Here is a 15,259-nt window from a genome sequence, read left to right on the forward strand (position 1 = left end):
CGCGCCGCGGCCCCGCGTGCACCGAGTTCGGAGGAAGCTCCGATTGGCTGGGAGGATGCCCGCCCCGATCGAGGACTACGCCATCATCGGCGACTGCCACACCGCCGCCCTCATCGATCGAGAGGGGGCGATCGACTGGCTGTGCCTCCCCCGCTTCGACTCGGCCTCGATGCTCGGCGCGCTGCTCGGCACCGAGGAGCACGGGCAGTGGGTGCTGCGCCCCGTCGGCGAGGCCGAGATGCTCGGCCGGCGCTACGAGCCCGACACGCTCGTGCTCGTCACCCGCTGGCGCACCGCCACCGGCGAGATCGAGGTCATCGACGCGATGCCGCACGGCGATCGTCGCGCCGACGTCGTGCGCCGCGTGCGGGGCGTGAGCGGCGAGGTCGCCGTCGAGCAGGTGCTGAGGATCAGATTCGACTATGCGAGCGCGATGCCGTGGGTCCGGCAGATGGGCACGGACGAGCATCCCGCTCTCGTCGCCATCGCCGGCCCGGACGCGGTCGTCGTCCGGGGGCCTCGCTTCCGCGCCATCGACCACGCGCACCGCGCCGAGACCCTCGTGCGCGCGGGCGAGACCGTCGACACCGTGCTCACCTGGTTCCCCGCCCACCGCCCCGCGCCGGGCCCGCTCGACGTCGACGCTCAGCTCGACCGCACGCGCGCGTGGTGGCGGGAGTGGGCGCTCACCTGCGCGGCGCCCGGCGCCTACGACGAGCACGTGCGGCTCTCGCTGCTCGTGCTGCGCGCCCTCACCCACGAGGACACCGGAGGCATCGTCGCGGCCCCCACGACGAGCCTGCCCGAGGACCTCGGCGGGAGCCGCAACTGGGACTACCGCTACGTCTGGCTGCGGGACGCCGCGCTCACGCTGGAGGCCCTCATGCTCCACGGTCACCAGACGGGAGCCGCCGAGTGGCGGGCGTGGCTGCTGCGCGCGATCGCGGGCGACCCGCAGGACCTCCAGATCATGTACGGGCTCTCGGGCGAGCGTCGCCTCGCGGAGTACGAGCTCGACTCGCTGCCCGGCTACCGCGGCTCGGCGCCCGTGCGGGTCGGCAACGGGGCCTTCACGCAGTTCCAGGGCGACATCTTCGGCGAGGTGCTCATCGCCCTCGATCGGGCCCGCGACCTCGGCGTCGAGGAGGACGAGTCGTCCTGGTCGCTGCAGAAGGCGCTCCTCGCGCACGCCGAGAAGCAGCTGGACCGGCGGGACAACGGGATCTGGGAGATCCGGGGCGAGCACCGCACGTTCACCCACTCGCGCGCGATGCTCTGGGCCGCCTTCGATCGCGGCGTCCACGCGGTCCGCGAGCACGGGCTCGACGGCGACGCCGACCACTGGGCGGCGCTGCGCGACGGGCTGCGCGCGGAGATCCTCGCGAACGGCGTGAGCGAGGGCGGCTGGTTCGTGCAGCACTACGACACCGACGAGGTCGACGCCTCTCTCCTGCAGCTGGCGCACATCGGCTTCGTCCCCCACGACGACCCGCGGATGCTCGCGACCGTCACCCGCATCGAGGAGACGCTGCTGCGGGGCGGGCTCCCCCTGCGCTACCGCACCGAATCGGGGGTCGACGGTCTGCCCGGCGACGAGCACCCGTTCCTGGCCTGCGCGTTCTGGCTCGTGGAGAACTTCGCCTATGGAGGCCGGCTCGACGACGCGGTCGCGCTCATGGACCGCCTGGTCGGCCTCACGAACGAGGTCGGACTGCTCGCCGAGGAGTACGACGTCGAGAACGATCGGCACATGGGCAACACGCCGCAGGCGCTCTCGCACCTCGCGCTCGTGCGGGCGGCGGATGCGATCGCGACCGCGCGCAAGCGGGTGTCGCCCGCGATGCCGAGTCGGGCATCCTGACCCGATGCGATTGAAGCGATCCTCCCCCGACGCGCCAGGGATCCGCCGCGTGCGGCACGGCCGCGGCTTCCGGTATCTGGATGCCCGGGGCCGGTCGGTCGCGGACGCGGACGTGCGCGCGCGCATCGCCGCGCTCGCGATCCCTCCCGCGTGGAGCGACGTGTGGATCTGCCCCGACGAGCGGGGTCACGTGCAGGCGATGGGACTCGACGCCGACGGCCGACGCCAGTACCGCTACCACGAGGAGTGGACGCGGCGGGCCGGGGTGAAGAAGTTCGCGCGCGTGCGCGAGCTCGCCGCTGCGACCGGGGCGATGCGCGCGCGCGTGACGCGCGACCTGCGCGGCGATGACCCGCAGGCCCGGGCGCTCGCGATCGCCGCACGCATCATCGACGCCCTGGGCGTGCGGGTCGGCGAGGAGCGCTACGCCCTCGAGCGCGGCACGATCGGCGCGCTCACGCTCGCGTGGGAGCACGTGGAGGTCTCGGGCTCGACGATCGCGTTCGACTTCCCGGCGAAGTCGGGCGTGCGCTGGGAGGCGGAGCACGAGGACGACGACCTCGCCGCGGCGCTCGTGCTCACCCGGAGCGCGCGCGGGCCCCGCGGCGAGAGCGCCGAGCGGGTCACCGAGTGGATCGATGACTCGGGGCTGCATCGCGTGCACTCGGCGGCGCTCAGCGACTACCTGCGCACGGCGACCGGGTGCGCGATCACGCCGAAGGACCTGCGGACTCTGCGCGGCTCGCGGCTCGCCGCGGAGCACCTCGCCCGGTGCGGTCCGTCCGCGACGAGGAAGGAGCAGGAGCGGGCGATCCGCGAGGCGGTCGCCGTCGTGGCCGAGGGGCTGCGGAACACTCCCGCCGTCGCTCGCAGCTCGTACATCGACCCGCTCGTGCTCGAGCGCTACCGCCGCGGCACGACCGCCGCGCTCAGCCGGGGACGCGTGAGCGACGCGGCGCTGGCCGAGCTGCTGGGCTGACGCGCACCGCGGTGCGGCCTACCCTGAGGGGATGAGCCCCGCCCCCGTTCCGACGAGCGCGCGGGTCGATGCGTGGGTGTGGGCGATCCGGCTGTACGCGACGCGCTCGGCGGCGACCGCGGCCTGCAAGGCCGGGCACGTCAAGGTCAACGGAGCGACGGCGAAGCCCTCGCAGACCGTGAGGGTCGGCGACCTGGTGCGCGCCTACACCCCCGGCGGCGAGCGGATCGTCGCCGTCACGGGGCTCATCACCAAGCGGACGAGCGCGCCGCTCGCGCAGCAGAACTACGAGGACCGCACTCCCCCGCCCCCGCCCCGGGCCGAGCGGCCGCTCGACGTGCTCCGCGAGCGCGGCGCGGGCAGGCCCACCAAGCGCGACCGACGACTGATCGAGCGTCTGCGGGGACGCGAGGAGGGCATCCCCCCGTTCTGAGAGCTCGCGTCAGCCGAGCTCGAGCGCGTCGAGCGAGCGGCGGACCGCGGCCGCGCTCGCGTGGAGCGCACGCTCCTCCTCCGCGGAGAACGGCGTGTCGATGACGCGCGACACGCCGCCCGCGTCGACGACGCTCGGCACGGAGAGCGCGACGCCGCTGACCCCGTGGTAGTCGTCGAGCACGCTGCTGACGGGAAGGACCGCCTTCTCGTCGCGCAGCACCGCCTCGACGATGCGCGCGCCCGAGAGCCCGATCGCGTAGTTGGTCGCGCCCTTCCCCGCGATCACCGTGTACGCGGCGTTCTTGACCTCCTCGGCGATCGCGTCGAGCTCCTCGACGGCGAGTCGCTCGCCGTCGTCGCCCACCCAGTCGCGGACGGGGATGGGACCGATGCGCGACTGCGACCAGAGCGGGAACTCGCTGTCGCCGTGCTCGCCCACGATCATCGCGTGCACGCTCGAGGCGGCGACGCCCACCCGCTCGGCGAGCCGCCAGCGCAGGCGCGAGGAGTCGAGGACGGTGCCGCTGGAGAACACGCGCGCCGGGTCGAGGCCGCTGAAGCGCTGAGCGGCGACGGCCAGCACGTCGCACGGGTTCGTCACGAGCATGATCACGGCCTCGGGTGCGCGGGCGACGAGCTCGGGCATGAGCTCGCGGAGGATCGCGACGTTCGTGGCGGCGAGGTCGAGGCGGCTCTGGCCCGGGTGCTGCTTCGCGCCCGCGGTCACGACGACGATGTTCGCGCCTTCGACGACATCGAGATCGCCGCCGCCGACGACGCGGCTCGAGCCCGTGAACGGGGTGCCGTGCGCGAGATCGAGCACCTCGGCCTCGGCGCGGCGGGCGTCGATGTCGTAGAGGGCGACCTCGCGCGCGGAGCCGCGGATGAGGGCGGCGTAGGCGAGGGAGGTTCCGACGGCGCCGGCACCGATGACGGCCAGGCGGGAGTTCTCGATCACGGGCATGCCTCAAGACTGGCAGAGTCGCCGCGCATGGCGACGGCCGCACCCCGAACCGGGGGTGCGGCCGTCGCGGATACGAAGGGCTAGAGCCCCTGCTGCTCGCCGATCGCGAAGCGAACAGCGCCCTCGTCGCTCACCTGGGCGTCGAGGATCTTGTCGTCGAGCGCCACCGAGGCGTGCTGCTCGAGGAAGACGCGGGCGGAGCCGGCCTCGACGACGTGGTCGCCGGGGAGGGGCGCCGGCTCGACGGTCACGGCGAACTCGTTCTGCTGCGCGGCTCCGTCGATGCGGAGCCCGGCGCTCTGGGGGTCGGCCTCGCGGGCGACGAGGTTCTCGATCACGGTGCTGGCGGTCGGCGTCAGTGTGAGCATGGGGGTGCCCCTTCCTCTCTCGCGGTCGTCGAGCCAGCCACGATGCCGAGAATGCGGCGGCAACTCAACCGCGCGGTCGTGTTTGCCAGGCTCCTCACACGAGGCCCTGCGGAGACTCTGCGGAAGCCCGGGCGTGTCGCCTCAGGGGGCGGCGTCGAGGTCGTGGGCCCGCGCGAAACGGATGATGAACGTGCTGCCGCGCTCGCCGTCCGACTCGACGAGGACGGATCCGCCGATCCCGTCGAGGAGCGTGCGCACGATCGAGAGGCCCAGTCCCGTTCCGGGGGTCGCCTTCGCCGTCGCGTCCTCCGTGCGGTAGAACCGATCGAAGACGCGCTCCTGATCGGCGAGCGGGATGCCCGGCCCGGCGTCGCGGACGAACAGCTCGATCGCCTCATCGTCCACGAGGGCGCTCACCACCACGCTCGAGTCGTCGGGAGAGAACTTGACGGCGTTGCTCATGATGTTGGTCAGCACCCGTGACACGGAGTCCTCCGTGCCGATGGCCTCCGGCAGGGCGGTCGCCGAGGTCTCGACGACGATCTCGACGCGCCGCGATGCGGCGACGGCGCGCAGGTCGTCCGCGACCTCGCCGATGATGCGGTCGAGAGCGAGAGGGTGCGGGTCGTCGACCGAGTCGGCCGCGCGCTTCGCGGCCGACAGAAGCTCCTCCACGCGCTCCTGCAGGCGGCCGGCATTGCGGACGATCGTGTCCACGAAGCGGCGCTGCATCGGGTCGAGCTCGGTCTCGTCGAGCGTCTCGGCGTAGCCGACGATGCTCGCGAGCGGGGTGCGCAGCTCGTGGCTGATGCTCGCGACGAAGTCGTCCTTCTGCCGCGAGAGCTCCTGGTACTGGGCGGAGAGCGCGCGCTCGCGTTCGACGAGCGCGCGCAGGCGGCGATCCTCCCGGCGCTTCTCGGTGACGTCGGTCAGCTCGACGGACATGACGCCGGACTTGTCCCCGGCGGCGCGCTCGATCGCGACCTCCGCGTCGGCCCGGCCCGCGAACGCCTCCAGAACGAGCTCGCCGCGCCACCGCGGCTCGCCGTCCGCGACGACCGAGAGGCCCTCGATGAGCGGATGGTCGTCGGGCAGCGCGATGTTGATCTCGGAAGAGGCGGAGAAGAAGGCGTTGCTGGGGTCCATCCCGAGCGCCCGCAGACCGTGGTCGTTGGCCTGCACGACGATGAAGGCGTCGCCGATCGGCTCGACGAGGAGGAAGGCGGTCTGGGCCTGCTCGACGGCCCGGCGCAGCACCCTGTCCTTCGCGAGCGCGCGCTCCACCTCGAGCTCGCCCTCCACGCGCTTGGACCACAGCACGAGCGTCGAGCTGAGGAAGATGAACAGCCCGCCCTGCAGCACGACGATCGCGTCGCGCGTTCCGTCGGCGGCCATCGCGAACGGCCCCCAGCCGAGGATCGTCGCGATCGTCGTGCCGAACGTCACGAGGAGGAGCTGCAGCGTCACGCCGATCGCCGAGAGGCGCAGAGCCGCCCAGGCGAACAGCGGGAGCGGGAGGAAGGACACGGAGATGTTGATCGAGAGCGTGAAGGTCACGACCAGCGCGGTGGCCATGAGCAGCCACTGGGCGGTCACCTCGGTCCGCGACGCGATGGCCCCCTGGCGCACGCGCGCGAACGCGAGCGGCGTCGCGACGACGAAGGAGACGAGGTTCGCCACGAACGCGTCGTTCGCGAAGGCGTCGCCCAGGTCGATCCCCGCGAGGATCCGGACGACCGTGACGCCGGCCGCGAAGAAGGCCGAGGAGATCGTCGCGCCGAGGACGAGCCGGACGCTGTGGGCGACCGAGTCGAGGCGCGGGAGACGACCCGATCGCTCGACGATCGCGCAGAACAGCAGGATCTCGAGCACTCGCAGGAAACCGGTCTGGAGGACATAGTCGAGCGGCAGCCCCGTGATGACGTTGCCGATCGCGACGGCCGCGACGCCCGCCGTCGTGACCGGGATCCGCCAGCCGCTGCGCGCGATGAGCGTCAGGACGGCGATGACGCCGCTCGCCGGCGCGAGGGTTGCGCGCGAGATCGACACGTCGGTCGCGTTTCCCCCGGTGATCGAGAGGCCGAGGATCGCGAGGAGCACGACCGCGAGCATCGCGAGTCGCCGCGGCCTGCTCCACCGGCGCGCCGTCGACGCGAGACTCGCTCCGACCACGGCGGCCCTCCTCAGTTCTTCTGCATTATCGTCGTGTTCAGGCACGCGAAGGGCGTGACACGGCGAGGCGATCGCCGCCCGGGGGGAATCGAGGACGACGTGGCACGCATTCTGGTCGCCGACGACGATCAGGATCTCAACGACCTGGTGACGATGAAGCTCGAGGCCGCCGGCCACGAGGTCGTGAGCGTCGTCGACGGTGAGAACGCGCTCTCGCGCGCGATCTCCGACAAGCCCGACCTCATCGTGCTCGACTGGATGCTGCCGCGCCGCAACGGCCTCGAGGTGTGCCGCGAGGTGCGATCGGATCCGGGGCTCGCGCGCACGCGCATCCTCATGCTGACGGCGCGCGCCCAGGAGGTCGACGTCGAGCGCGCCTTCGCGGCCGGCGCCGAGGAGTACATCACGAAGCCGTTCAGCCCGCGCGAGCTCGTCCTGCGCGTCGCGACGCTCCTCTCCCGGCCGCTATGACCGCACTGCTCGTCGCGACCGCGGCGGCGGCACTCCTGTGCCTCGCGCTGCTCGCGACGGTGCTCATCGTGCGCGCCCGCATCGCGCGCCTGGATTCACGAACCCGCCATCGGCGCTCCGAGGTCTCCACGATCCTGCGCACGCTCCTCGTCGACGAGGGCATCGCGCCCGCTCCGCGATCGCCCTCGACGCTGCACGCGGTCGCCTCGGTCGTGACGCGCGTGCACGGGGAGGACCGGGAGTCCCTGCAGCGCTGGCTTGACGCGAACGGCGCGACCGCGCTCGCGAAGCAGGGAATGCGAGACCGTCGGGCGATCGAGCGGGCTCGAGCGATCCGGCTCTACGTGCGGACGACCACTGAGCCCTCGTCGATCCTCATGGTGCGGATGCTCGACGATCCCGATCCGCGCGTGCGGGGCGTCGCGGCTCTCGAGTGGGGCTCCACGGGGAGCACGGAGGCGATCGCGCCCGTGCTCGCGGCGGCGTGCCGCGCCGAGCGCCGCCTGCCCCCCCTCGTCGCCTCGATCGCCATCATGCGCTGCCGGCTCCTCGATGTGGAATCGCTCCACGCGGCGTGGAGCACGCGCGACCCGGACGGACTCCGCGTGGCTCTCAGCACCGGGAGCGCCGCCGGGCTCGCGGGAGTGCAGTCGCACGCGATCACTGCGCTGACCCATGACGACCCCCTCGTGCGCATCGCCGCCGCTGACGCGCTGCGCCGGGTCGGCACCCGCCGATCGCTCGAGCCGCTCCGCGAGCGTCTGACGCTCGAGGCCAATCCCATCGCCCGCCGCCACGTCGACGAGGCGATACTCGCGCTCGGAGGCGGCGCGTGATCCCCGCCGAGCTCGCGGCGTGGCTCGCGGCGTCGCTCGTCGTCGTCACGATCGCCTTCGGGATCTACTTCGCGCTGTACCAGCTGCTCTACGTGACGATCGTCATCCGCGCGATCGGGGCGATCGCCGACGAGCGGCGCTGGGCATCGGACGAGCTGCTCTCCGGAACCTTCGCGAGCCCTCTGACCCCGGGCGTGAGCGTGCTCGTCCCAGCGCACAACGAGAGCGCCGGCTCGGTCGCGTGCGTCGAATCGCTGCTGCGGCTGCAGTACCCGCAGGTGCAGATCATCGTCGTCGACGACGGATCGACGGACGGTACGTCGGAGGTGCTGCGCGCGGCCTTCCCGATGACGCCCACCGACGAGGAGCCGATCAGCCCGGTGCCCGTGGGCGGCGTCATCGAGAGCATCCACCGCTTCGATCACCATGACGCGCTGCTGATCAGGAAGTCGTCCGTCGGGCGTCGCGCCGATGCCGTCAACGCGGCGCTGCAGTTCGCGCGGCACGAGCTCGTGTGCATGATCGACGGCGACTCGATCCTGTCGCCGACCGCTCTGCTGCGCGTCGTGCAGCCGTTCATCGACGACCCGACCGTCGTCGCCTCGGGCGGTATCGTGCGGCCCGCGAACGGCGCCGTCCTCATCGAGGCGGAGGTCGATCGCGTCGAGGTTCCGTCGCGGCTCATCGAGCGCATCCAGGTGCTCGAGTACCTGCGCGCCTTCCTCGTCGGGCGGGCCGGCTGGTCGGCGATCAAGGGGCTGCTCATCATCTCCGGGGCGTTCGGCGTCTTCCGCCGCGACACCCTCGTGCAGCTCGGCGGGCTCGACGCCGAGAGCCTCGCGGAGGACGCCGAGCTCGTCGTCGCCGCGCACCGCCACCACCGCACCGAGCGCGAGCCGTACCGCATCGTGTTCGTCGCCGACCCGGTGTGCTGGACGGAGGTGCCCGCGACGTGGTCGGCGGTGTCACGGCAGCGGAAGCGCTGGTCGCAGGGGCTCGGCGAGCTCCTGCGGGGCGCGCGCGACATGATGCTGCGGCCGCGGTACGGGGCGCTCGGCATGGTGACCCTGCCGTACTTCTGGCTGTTCGAGCAGTGGGGCGCCCCGCTCGTCATCGTCGCGATGGTGCTCGCAGCGCTCTCGGGGGCTCTCGGGCTCATCCCGTGGATCGCCATCGGCCTCGCGCTCGTCGTCTCCTACTTCGTGGCCGTCGCGACCTCGCTCCTCGCGATCGCGATCGAACTGGGAGCGACGCCCGACTACCGGACGGGCCGCTCGATGCGGCGACTGATCCTGACCGCGTTCCTGGAGCCGATCCTCTTCTACCTCCCGCACGCGCTGTGGCGGATGATCGGGCTCATCCGGGCGATCCGCTCGACACCGTCCGAGTGGGGCGTCCAGCAGCGCTCCGGTTTCGTGCAGCGGGCGACTACCGGGCAGGCGGCGTAGCATCGCGTCGTGAGCGACGACGCATCGCGGGCGGATGCCCGGCCCGACACCGCGCAGGCGACCAGTCGCCCGGTCCCGACCCGGCCGCCTCGGCCGTTCTCGGTCATGCAGTCGCTCCTGCTCTCCGCGCTCATCGGGACGATCATCGGCGGCCTCGCCTTCCAGCTCGGGCTCGGCGACACCTCGTTCGACCGGCCCGGCCAGGTCGTCCTGCTGTTCATCGACGTCGCGCCGGTGCTGTGGTTCGCAGCGGCCCCGATCATCATGCACGCGCTTCGGTGGCGCGCGATCGATCAGCGTTTCCGCTGGCTGCTCGTGGCCGCCGTCGCTGCCGCCGCCCTGTCGATCGCGGCGCGCCTCCTCATCACCGGCGAGGGCGTGCCCGGCACGCTGCTCGATCCGTTCACGGCCGCGTTCGTCGTCTGGATCGCGGCGGCCCTCCAGTGGACCCGGACCCGGGTGAAGCGGCTGGCGGCGGGAACCGACCGCGGTATCACGGTCGTCGGCATGGCGCTCGGATTCGGCGTCGCCGCGGTCGGTCTCGCGCTCGGCACGCTGCGGCTCGTGCTCGTCGGGCCCGAGGTGCTGCCCGGCGCGGTGCCGGAGGCCTCGACCGCCTCGCCCACGACCGCGCTGCTGATCGCTGCCACGTTCGCGATGATCGCCGGGCTGTTCTGGCTGACCGACCGCACGCGCAACCGGTGAGCGGGCATCCGGCGCTGACGGCGCTGCGCGACGCACTCGGGGACGCGCTCTCGACCGAGCCGGCGGCGCTCGAGGCCGCGCGCGGCGACTACTCGGGGCTGCGGCGGAACGGCACCCCGCTCGCGGTCGTGCATGCGCGGACGATCGCCGACGTGCAGGCGGCGCTGCGCATCGCGACCGAGCATCGACTTCCTGTCGTGCCGCGCGGCGCCGGCACCGGCCTGACCGGCGGCGCGATGGGCGGCGAGGGAGAGCTCGTACTGTCGACCGCGCGCATGACGCGCGTCATCGAGGTGTCGCCGGCCGACCAGCTCGCCGTCGTCGAGCCCGGCGTCATCAACGCGGAGCTCAACGCCGCGCTCGAGCCGACCGGCCTCTTCTTCGCCCCCGACCCCGCGAGCCGCGCGATCTCGACGATCGGCGGGAACATCGCGACGAACGCCGGCGGGCTGCTGTGCGCGAAGTACGGGGTGACCCGGGAGGCGGTGCTGGGCCTGAAGGTCGTCCTCGCCGACGGCACCCTCCTCGAGCTCGGCCACCGCACGGTCAAGGGTGTCACGGGGCTCGACCTGACAGCGCTCGTCATCGGCTCGGAGGGCACGCTCGGAGTGGTCGTCGAGGCGACCGTGCGGCTCATGCCGCTCCCGGCGGGATCGCCGGCGACCATCGGTGCGTACTTCCCGTCCGTCGTCGACGCGGCCGCCGCATCCGCCGCCATCACGGCCGCCCACCTGCGCCCCGCGGTCATGGAGCTCATCGACGAGGTCGCGCTCGCGCGGATCCTCGCCCACCTGGGCCTGCCGGAGCGCGCCCCCGGCAGCGCCTACCTGCTCGTGCAGACCGACGGATCCGCGGCCATCGCCGAGGCCGAGGAGGCGCTCGCGATCATCCGGGCCCACGACGGCGCCGCGGCCCTCACCGCCGACCCCGACGAGGGCGAGCGGATGCTCGCGGTGCGCCGCGCGTTCCACCCGGCCATGGCGGCCTCCGCGAACGTGCTCATCGAGGACGTCGCCGTGCCGCGCAGCGCGCTGCCCGAGATGCTCGCGGCGATCCGCGAGATCGGGGCGCGGCACGACCTGGAGATCCCGACCGTCGCGCACGCGGGCGACGGCAACCTGCACCCCAACTTCCTCTTCGCGGGCGACGAGGTGCCGCCGCGGGTGTGGGAGGCGGCGGGCGAGCTGTTCCGCACGGCCATGAGCCTCGGCGGCACCCTCACGGGCGAGCACGGCGTCGGAACCCTCAAGCGGCAGTGGCTCGAGGAGGAGCTCGGCGCGCCGCAGCTCGACCTGCAGCGGCGCATCAAGGCCGTCTTCGACCCGCTCGGGATCATGAACCCCGGGAAGGTCTTCTAGGGGCTCTTCAGGCCCTCAGCGCGGCGTCCGCGCGACGTACACGCCGTTCTGCGAGGTGCCGCCCGTGACGGGGTTCGCGAACGGCACGATGTGCCCCTGCACCTCGACGAAGACCTCGGCGAGCGTGCCGAGGAAGCCCGCCTCGGGCACCTCGTCGCTCCACAGCGCGAAGACGCCTCCGGGCGCGAGATGCCGCACCATGCGGCGCAGCCCGTCGACCGTGTACAGGTCGCGGTGCGACTCGGCGAGCGGGAAGCTCGGCGTGTGGTCGACATCGAGCAGGATCGCGTGGAAGACCGCGGGCAGGTCGGGCACCGCGCCCGGCTCGCCGCGCATGAGGGCGAAGAAGTCGACGTGGGCGAGGCGCGTGCGGGTGTCGTCGACGAGCTCGGCCGAGACGGGGAGCAGCTGACGGCTGTGCCAGTGGATGACCTCGGGCAGTGCATCCACGACGCTCAGCGACCGCACCCGCCGATCGCGCAGGGCGGCGACGGCGGTGTAGCCGAGACCGAGCCCGCCGACCAGGACGTCCCACTCGTCGCCGGCGAGGGGGGCGTCGATCGCCGCGAGGCCGAGGTCGGCGAGGGCCTCCTCTGCAACGGTGAACAGGCTCGACATGAGGTACTCGTCGCCGAGCTTCACCTCGAACACCTCCGCGTCGGCGGCCGGCTCGAACCGGCGGCGCAGCGTGAGCTCGCCCATGGGCGTCTGCTCGAAAGCGAGCTCCTCGAAGTTCTGCACGCCCGTCTCCCGTCGCGAGCGCGGGACAGACCGCGCTCCGGGGCCTCAGCCTAGGCGGCGCAGGCCGGCGGCGAGGTCATGCCCCCACCGGCGGGCGCGATCGAGCTCGCCCTCCTCCAGCGGACCGGAGGAGTCGCGCACCCAGAAGCTCTCGGGGTCGTGGTCGACCGCGAAGCCCTCGCGGCGGACGAGCCGCACCGCGGCACGGGCCGCCGACCCCGGGAAGCGCCGCGCGGCCAGGACCCGCGTGTCGAAGGTCGCGATGCGCGAGTGCTGGTGGTGATCGACGAGGGCCTGGAGGTACTCGCGCAGGCCGATCGCCGCGGACCCCGTCGTCGATCCCTGCCTCACGGCGCTGAGCCGGCTCGACTCGCGCGACATCGAGAAGGCGTGGGTGGGACCGCCCGCGACGAGGAGCTCGACGCCGTCGAGCGTCGTGGGAGCATCCATCACGCTCGCGACGCGCACGGCCGGGCCCTCGTCCTCGATGCCCGCCGCGATCGAGCGGGCGATCTGCTCGGTGTTGCCCCAGTGCGATTCGAAGACCACGAGCACCGTCATGGCGCCGAGCGTACGCGGGGCGGGGCGCGCGGGTCAGGGGCGAAAGTCCCGGGTGCGAGGGCCGCTCACTAGGGTGGTCGCGTGATCCGCCGCCGTGATGCCGCGCCCCGGAGGCCCGGCTCGTCCCGCCCCGCGCGCCTCGGCATCGCGGGCGAGCTGCTCGCGGGGGCCGGCCTGCTGTGGCGCGGCTTCGGGATGTGGCGGCGCCGCCCGGGAGTCATGGCTCTCGGCATGGTGCCTGCCGCGATCGTGGCCGCCGTCGTCATCGCCCTCGTCATCGCCCTCACCGCGAACGTCGCCGGCATCGGCGCCTGGCTCACCCCGTTCGCGGAGTCGTGGGGCGAGAACGAGCGCGAGCTCGTGCGCGGCGCCGCCGGCACGCTCGTCGTCGTGGGGCTGCTGGTGCTGGCGCTCTCCACGTTCACGACCCTGACCCTGCTCGTCGGCGATCCGTTCTACGAGCGCATCTGGCGCCGCGCGGAGGCCGACCTCGGCGCGCACTCCCCCGCCCCGTTCGGCTTCTGGCGGTCGGTCGGCGACGCGATCCTGCTCGTGCTGCGCGCGATCGGGTACGGGCTCACGACCCTCGCGGTCGGCCTCATCCCGGTCGTCGGCGCGGTCGCCGGCCCCGTCGTGGGCGCTCTCCTCGGCGGGCATCTGATCGCGCGCGAGCTCACGCAGCGTCCGTTCCAGGCCAGAGGCATGGGGCGGGATGCCCGGCGCGAGCTCCTGCGCGGGTCGCGCGCCCGCGAGCTCGGGTTCGGGGTCATGACGCAGCTGACGTTCCTGATCCCGGGCGGCGCGATCATCGTCATGCCCGCGGCGGTCGTGGGCTCGACGCTGCTCGCGCGGGAGCTGATGGAGCGAGCCGGGACGCGGGACGGAGCGCTGGAGACGCGGAACGGCCGGGCGCAGGATGCCGCGCCCGGCCGTTCCCCCGCAGCCGACTAGGCGATGCGGATCATCTTCTTGTTGACGAACTCGTCGATGCCGAGCGTGCCGAGCTCGCGGCCGGAGCCCGAGTTCTTGATGCCGCCGAAGGGCAGCTCGGGGCTGTCGGCGAGCACGCAGTTGACGTAGACCATGCCCGCGTCGATCTGGTCGGCGACGCGCGCTGCCTGCTCGGTGTCGGTCGTGAACAGGTACGAGCCGAGGCCGAACGGCGTGTCGTTGGCGAGCTGGATCGCCTCCTCCTCGTTCGCGACCTTGAACACCTGCGCGACGGGGCCGAAGAACTCCTCGTAGAAGGCCGGGTTGCCGGGCTTCACGTTCGCGAGCACGGTCGCGGAGAAGAACGTGCCTTCGCGCGTGCCGCCGGTGAGCACCTGCGCGCCGCCCTCGACGGCCTTCGTCACCTGACCCTCGAGGTTCTCGGCGGCGGCGGCCGACGACAGCGGGCCGTATGCGGCCTCGCCCGCCATGGGGTCGCCGGGGCCGACCTCGTCCATCTTCGCGACGAACCTCTCGAGGAACGCGTCGTAGAGGTCCTCGACGACGATGAAGCGCTTGGCGCCGTTGCACGACTGGCCGCTGTTGTCGACGCGCGCGTTGACGGCCATCTCGACCGTCGCATCCAGGTCGTCGGTCGAGAGCAGGATGAAGGGGTCGCTGCCGCCGAGCTCGAGCACGACCTTCTTGAGGTGGCGGCCGGCCTGCTCGGCGACGGCCGCGCCGGCGCGCTCCGAGCCGGTGAGCGAGACGCCCGCGACGCGGGGGTCGGCGATGATCGTGCCGATCTGGTCGTTGGTCGCGTAGACGTTGACGTAGGCGCCCTCGGGGAACCCGGCGTCGAGGAAGATCCTCTGGATCGCCTCGGCGGACGCGGGGCACTGCGCGGCGTGCTTGAGGATGATCGTGTTGCCGAGGATCATGTTCGGGCCGGCGAAGCGGGCGACCTGGTAGTACGGGAAGTTCCACGGCATGATGCCGAGCAGCACGCCGAGGGCGCTCTTGCGGATGAACGCCGAGCCCTCGCTGCCCTCGGCCAGGTCGACCGGCTCGTCAGCGAGCAGGGCGGGGCCGTTGTCGGCGTAGTACTGGTAGATGTCGGCCGAGAAGTCGACCTCGCCGAGGGCGTCGCCGATGGGCTTGCCCATCTCGCGCACGATGATCTCGGCGAGCTCCTGGCGGCGCTCGCGGTGCAGCTCGGCCACGCGCGTGACGAGGGCGGCGCGCTCCTCGCGGGTGGTCGTCCGCGCCCAGCCCCGCGCGGCGGCGTGGGCGGCGTCGATGGCGGCGGAGATCTCGGCGTCGGTCGCGGTCGCGTACTCCTTGACCGTCTCACCCGTGGCCGGGTTGATCACTGCGTACTTGCTCATGAGGCTCCTTGGGAATCGCGGTGCACGCATCCGCCCGGGTGA

Annotated in this window: 15 protein-coding genes; 9 read left to right on the top strand and 6 right to left on the bottom strand. The window is 72.7% G+C overall.

Going from position 1 to position 15,259, the window contains the following annotated elements; all coding sequences use genetic code 11:
- The first annotated feature begins 16 nt into the window (after nucleotides 1-16).
- From ASC54_RS12020 to ASC54_RS12030, 3 genes are read left to right on the top strand one after another with little or no spacing between them, the layout of a single operon-like run.
- Nucleotides 17-1,861 carry a glycoside hydrolase family 15 protein gene (locus tag ASC54_RS12020; protein WP_255357383.1) on the top strand — a complete coding sequence of 615 codons (1,845 nt, stop codon included), beginning with the start codon at nucleotides 17-19 and terminating at the stop codon, nucleotides 1,859-1,861.
- A 4-nt stretch (nucleotides 1,862-1,865) separates the two neighbouring features.
- On the top strand, nucleotides 1,866-2,840 hold the full coding sequence (locus ASC54_RS12025; RefSeq protein WP_055899249.1) for a DNA topoisomerase IB: 975 nt from the start codon (nucleotides 1,866-1,868) through the stop codon (nucleotides 2,838-2,840).
- A 31-nt stretch (nucleotides 2,841-2,871) separates the two neighbouring features.
- Nucleotides 2,872-3,273, top strand: a complete 402-nt coding sequence (locus ASC54_RS12030; protein ID WP_055861655.1) for an RNA-binding S4 domain-containing protein — start codon at nucleotides 2,872-2,874, stop codon at nucleotides 3,271-3,273.
- 9 nt (nucleotides 3,274-3,282) lie between these two features.
- Here ASC54_RS12030 and ASC54_RS12035 read toward each other — a convergent pair whose 3' ends face one another.
- The 3 genes from ASC54_RS12035 to ASC54_RS13195 form a co-directional block, all read right to left on the bottom strand.
- Nucleotides 3,283-4,239 carry an L-lactate dehydrogenase gene (locus tag ASC54_RS12035; protein ID WP_055899253.1) on the bottom strand — a complete coding sequence of 319 codons (957 nt, stop codon included), beginning with the start codon at nucleotides 4,237-4,239 and terminating at the stop codon, nucleotides 3,283-3,285.
- A gap of 80 nt (nucleotides 4,240-4,319) precedes the next feature.
- Nucleotides 4,320-4,607, bottom strand: coding sequence for a hypothetical protein (locus ASC54_RS12040; protein WP_055861660.1), 288 nt, complete (start codon nucleotides 4,605-4,607; stop codon nucleotides 4,320-4,322).
- A gap of 141 nt (nucleotides 4,608-4,748) precedes the next feature.
- Complete coding sequence (locus ASC54_RS13195) at nucleotides 4,749-6,779, bottom strand: ATP-binding protein (RefSeq protein WP_055861663.1); 2,031 nt, start codon at nucleotides 6,777-6,779, stop codon at nucleotides 4,749-4,751.
- 99 nt (nucleotides 6,780-6,878) lie between these two features.
- On the opposite strand from ASC54_RS13195, the gene ASC54_RS13200 reads away from it, so the two are divergent.
- The 5 genes from ASC54_RS13200 to ASC54_RS12070 are packed head-to-tail and all read left to right on the top strand — an operon-like array spanning nucleotide 6,879 to nucleotide 11,597.
- On the top strand, nucleotides 6,879-7,250 hold the full coding sequence (locus ASC54_RS13200; protein ID WP_055861666.1) for a response regulator transcription factor: 372 nt from the start codon (nucleotides 6,879-6,881) through the stop codon (nucleotides 7,248-7,250).
- Nucleotides 7,247-8,086 carry a HEAT repeat domain-containing protein gene (locus tag ASC54_RS12055; protein ID WP_055861669.1) on the top strand — a complete coding sequence of 280 codons (840 nt, stop codon included), beginning with the start codon at nucleotides 7,247-7,249 and terminating at the stop codon, nucleotides 8,084-8,086. The genes ASC54_RS13200 and ASC54_RS12055 overlap by 4 nt, the downstream gene beginning before the upstream one ends.
- Nucleotides 8,083-9,534, top strand: a complete 1,452-nt coding sequence (locus ASC54_RS12060) for a glycosyltransferase family 2 protein (RefSeq protein WP_055899256.1) — start codon at nucleotides 8,083-8,085, stop codon at nucleotides 9,532-9,534. The genes ASC54_RS12055 and ASC54_RS12060 overlap by 4 nt, the downstream gene beginning before the upstream one ends.
- A gap of 9 nt (nucleotides 9,535-9,543) precedes the next feature.
- Entirely contained in the window at nucleotides 9,544-10,239 is a 696-nt protein-coding gene (locus ASC54_RS12065) for a hypothetical protein (protein ID WP_055899259.1), read from the top strand.
- Nucleotides 10,236-11,597, top strand: a complete 1,362-nt coding sequence (locus tag ASC54_RS12070; RefSeq protein WP_055899264.1) for an FAD-binding oxidoreductase — start codon at nucleotides 10,236-10,238, stop codon at nucleotides 11,595-11,597. Before ASC54_RS12065 ends, ASC54_RS12070 begins: the two co-directional genes overlap by 4 nt.
- Nucleotides 11,598-11,612: 15 nt before the next feature.
- Here the strand turns inward: ASC54_RS12070 and ASC54_RS12075 are convergent, their stop codons facing one another.
- Together ASC54_RS12075 and ASC54_RS12080 are read right to left on the bottom strand one after the other, a co-directional pair.
- Entirely contained in the window at nucleotides 11,613-12,338 is a 726-nt protein-coding gene (locus tag ASC54_RS12075) for a spermidine synthase (RefSeq protein WP_235451468.1), read from the bottom strand.
- 45 nt (nucleotides 12,339-12,383) lie between these two features.
- A complete protein-coding gene (locus ASC54_RS12080; protein WP_055899267.1) occupies nucleotides 12,384-12,899 on the bottom strand; it encodes a flavodoxin domain-containing protein in 516 nt (171 codons plus the stop codon).
- An 81-nt stretch (nucleotides 12,900-12,980) separates the two neighbouring features.
- On the opposite strand from ASC54_RS12080, the gene ASC54_RS12085 reads away from it, so the two are divergent.
- Entirely contained in the window at nucleotides 12,981-13,850 is an 870-nt protein-coding gene (locus ASC54_RS12085) for an EI24 domain-containing protein (protein ID WP_235451469.1), read from the top strand.
- Here ASC54_RS12085 and ASC54_RS12090 read toward each other — a convergent pair.
- Nucleotides 13,847-15,217, bottom strand: coding sequence for an NAD-dependent succinate-semialdehyde dehydrogenase (locus ASC54_RS12090; RefSeq protein WP_055899270.1), 1,371 nt, complete (start codon nucleotides 15,215-15,217; stop codon nucleotides 13,847-13,849). The genes ASC54_RS12085 and ASC54_RS12090 overlap by 4 nt on opposite strands.
- Between the last annotated feature and the right edge of the window lie 42 nt (nucleotides 15,218-15,259).

Source organism: Yonghaparkia sp. Root332 (assembly GCF_001425665.1).
Classification (GTDB): Bacteria; Actinomycetota; Actinomycetes; order Actinomycetales; family Microbacteriaceae; genus Microcella.

Bases quoted from the DNA above. Each gene is read 5' to 3' on its own strand.
- ASC54_RS12025 (WP_055899249.1), top strand. From the start codon at position 1,866: ATGCGATTGAAGCGATCCTCCCCCGACGCGCCAGGGATCCGCCGCGTG.
- ASC54_RS12030 (WP_055861655.1), top strand. From the start codon at position 2,872: ATGAGCCCCGCCCCCGTTCCGACGAGCGCGCGGGTCGATGCGTGGGTG.
- ASC54_RS12035 (WP_055899253.1), bottom strand. From the start codon at position 4,239: ATGCCCGTGATCGAGAACTCCCGCCTGGCCGTCATCGGTGCCGGCGCC.
- ASC54_RS12040 (WP_055861660.1), bottom strand. From the start codon at position 4,607: ATGCTCACACTGACGCCGACCGCCAGCACCGTGATCGAGAACCTCGTC.
- ASC54_RS12055 (WP_055861669.1), top strand. From the start codon at position 7,247: ATGACCGCACTGCTCGTCGCGACCGCGGCGGCGGCACTCCTGTGCCTC.
- ASC54_RS12080 (WP_055899267.1), bottom strand. From the start codon at position 12,899: ATGACGGTGCTCGTGGTCTTCGAATCGCACTGGGGCAACACCGAGCAG.
- ASC54_RS12090 (WP_055899270.1), bottom strand. From the start codon at position 15,217: ATGAGCAAGTACGCAGTGATCAACCCGGCCACGGGTGAGACGGTCAAG.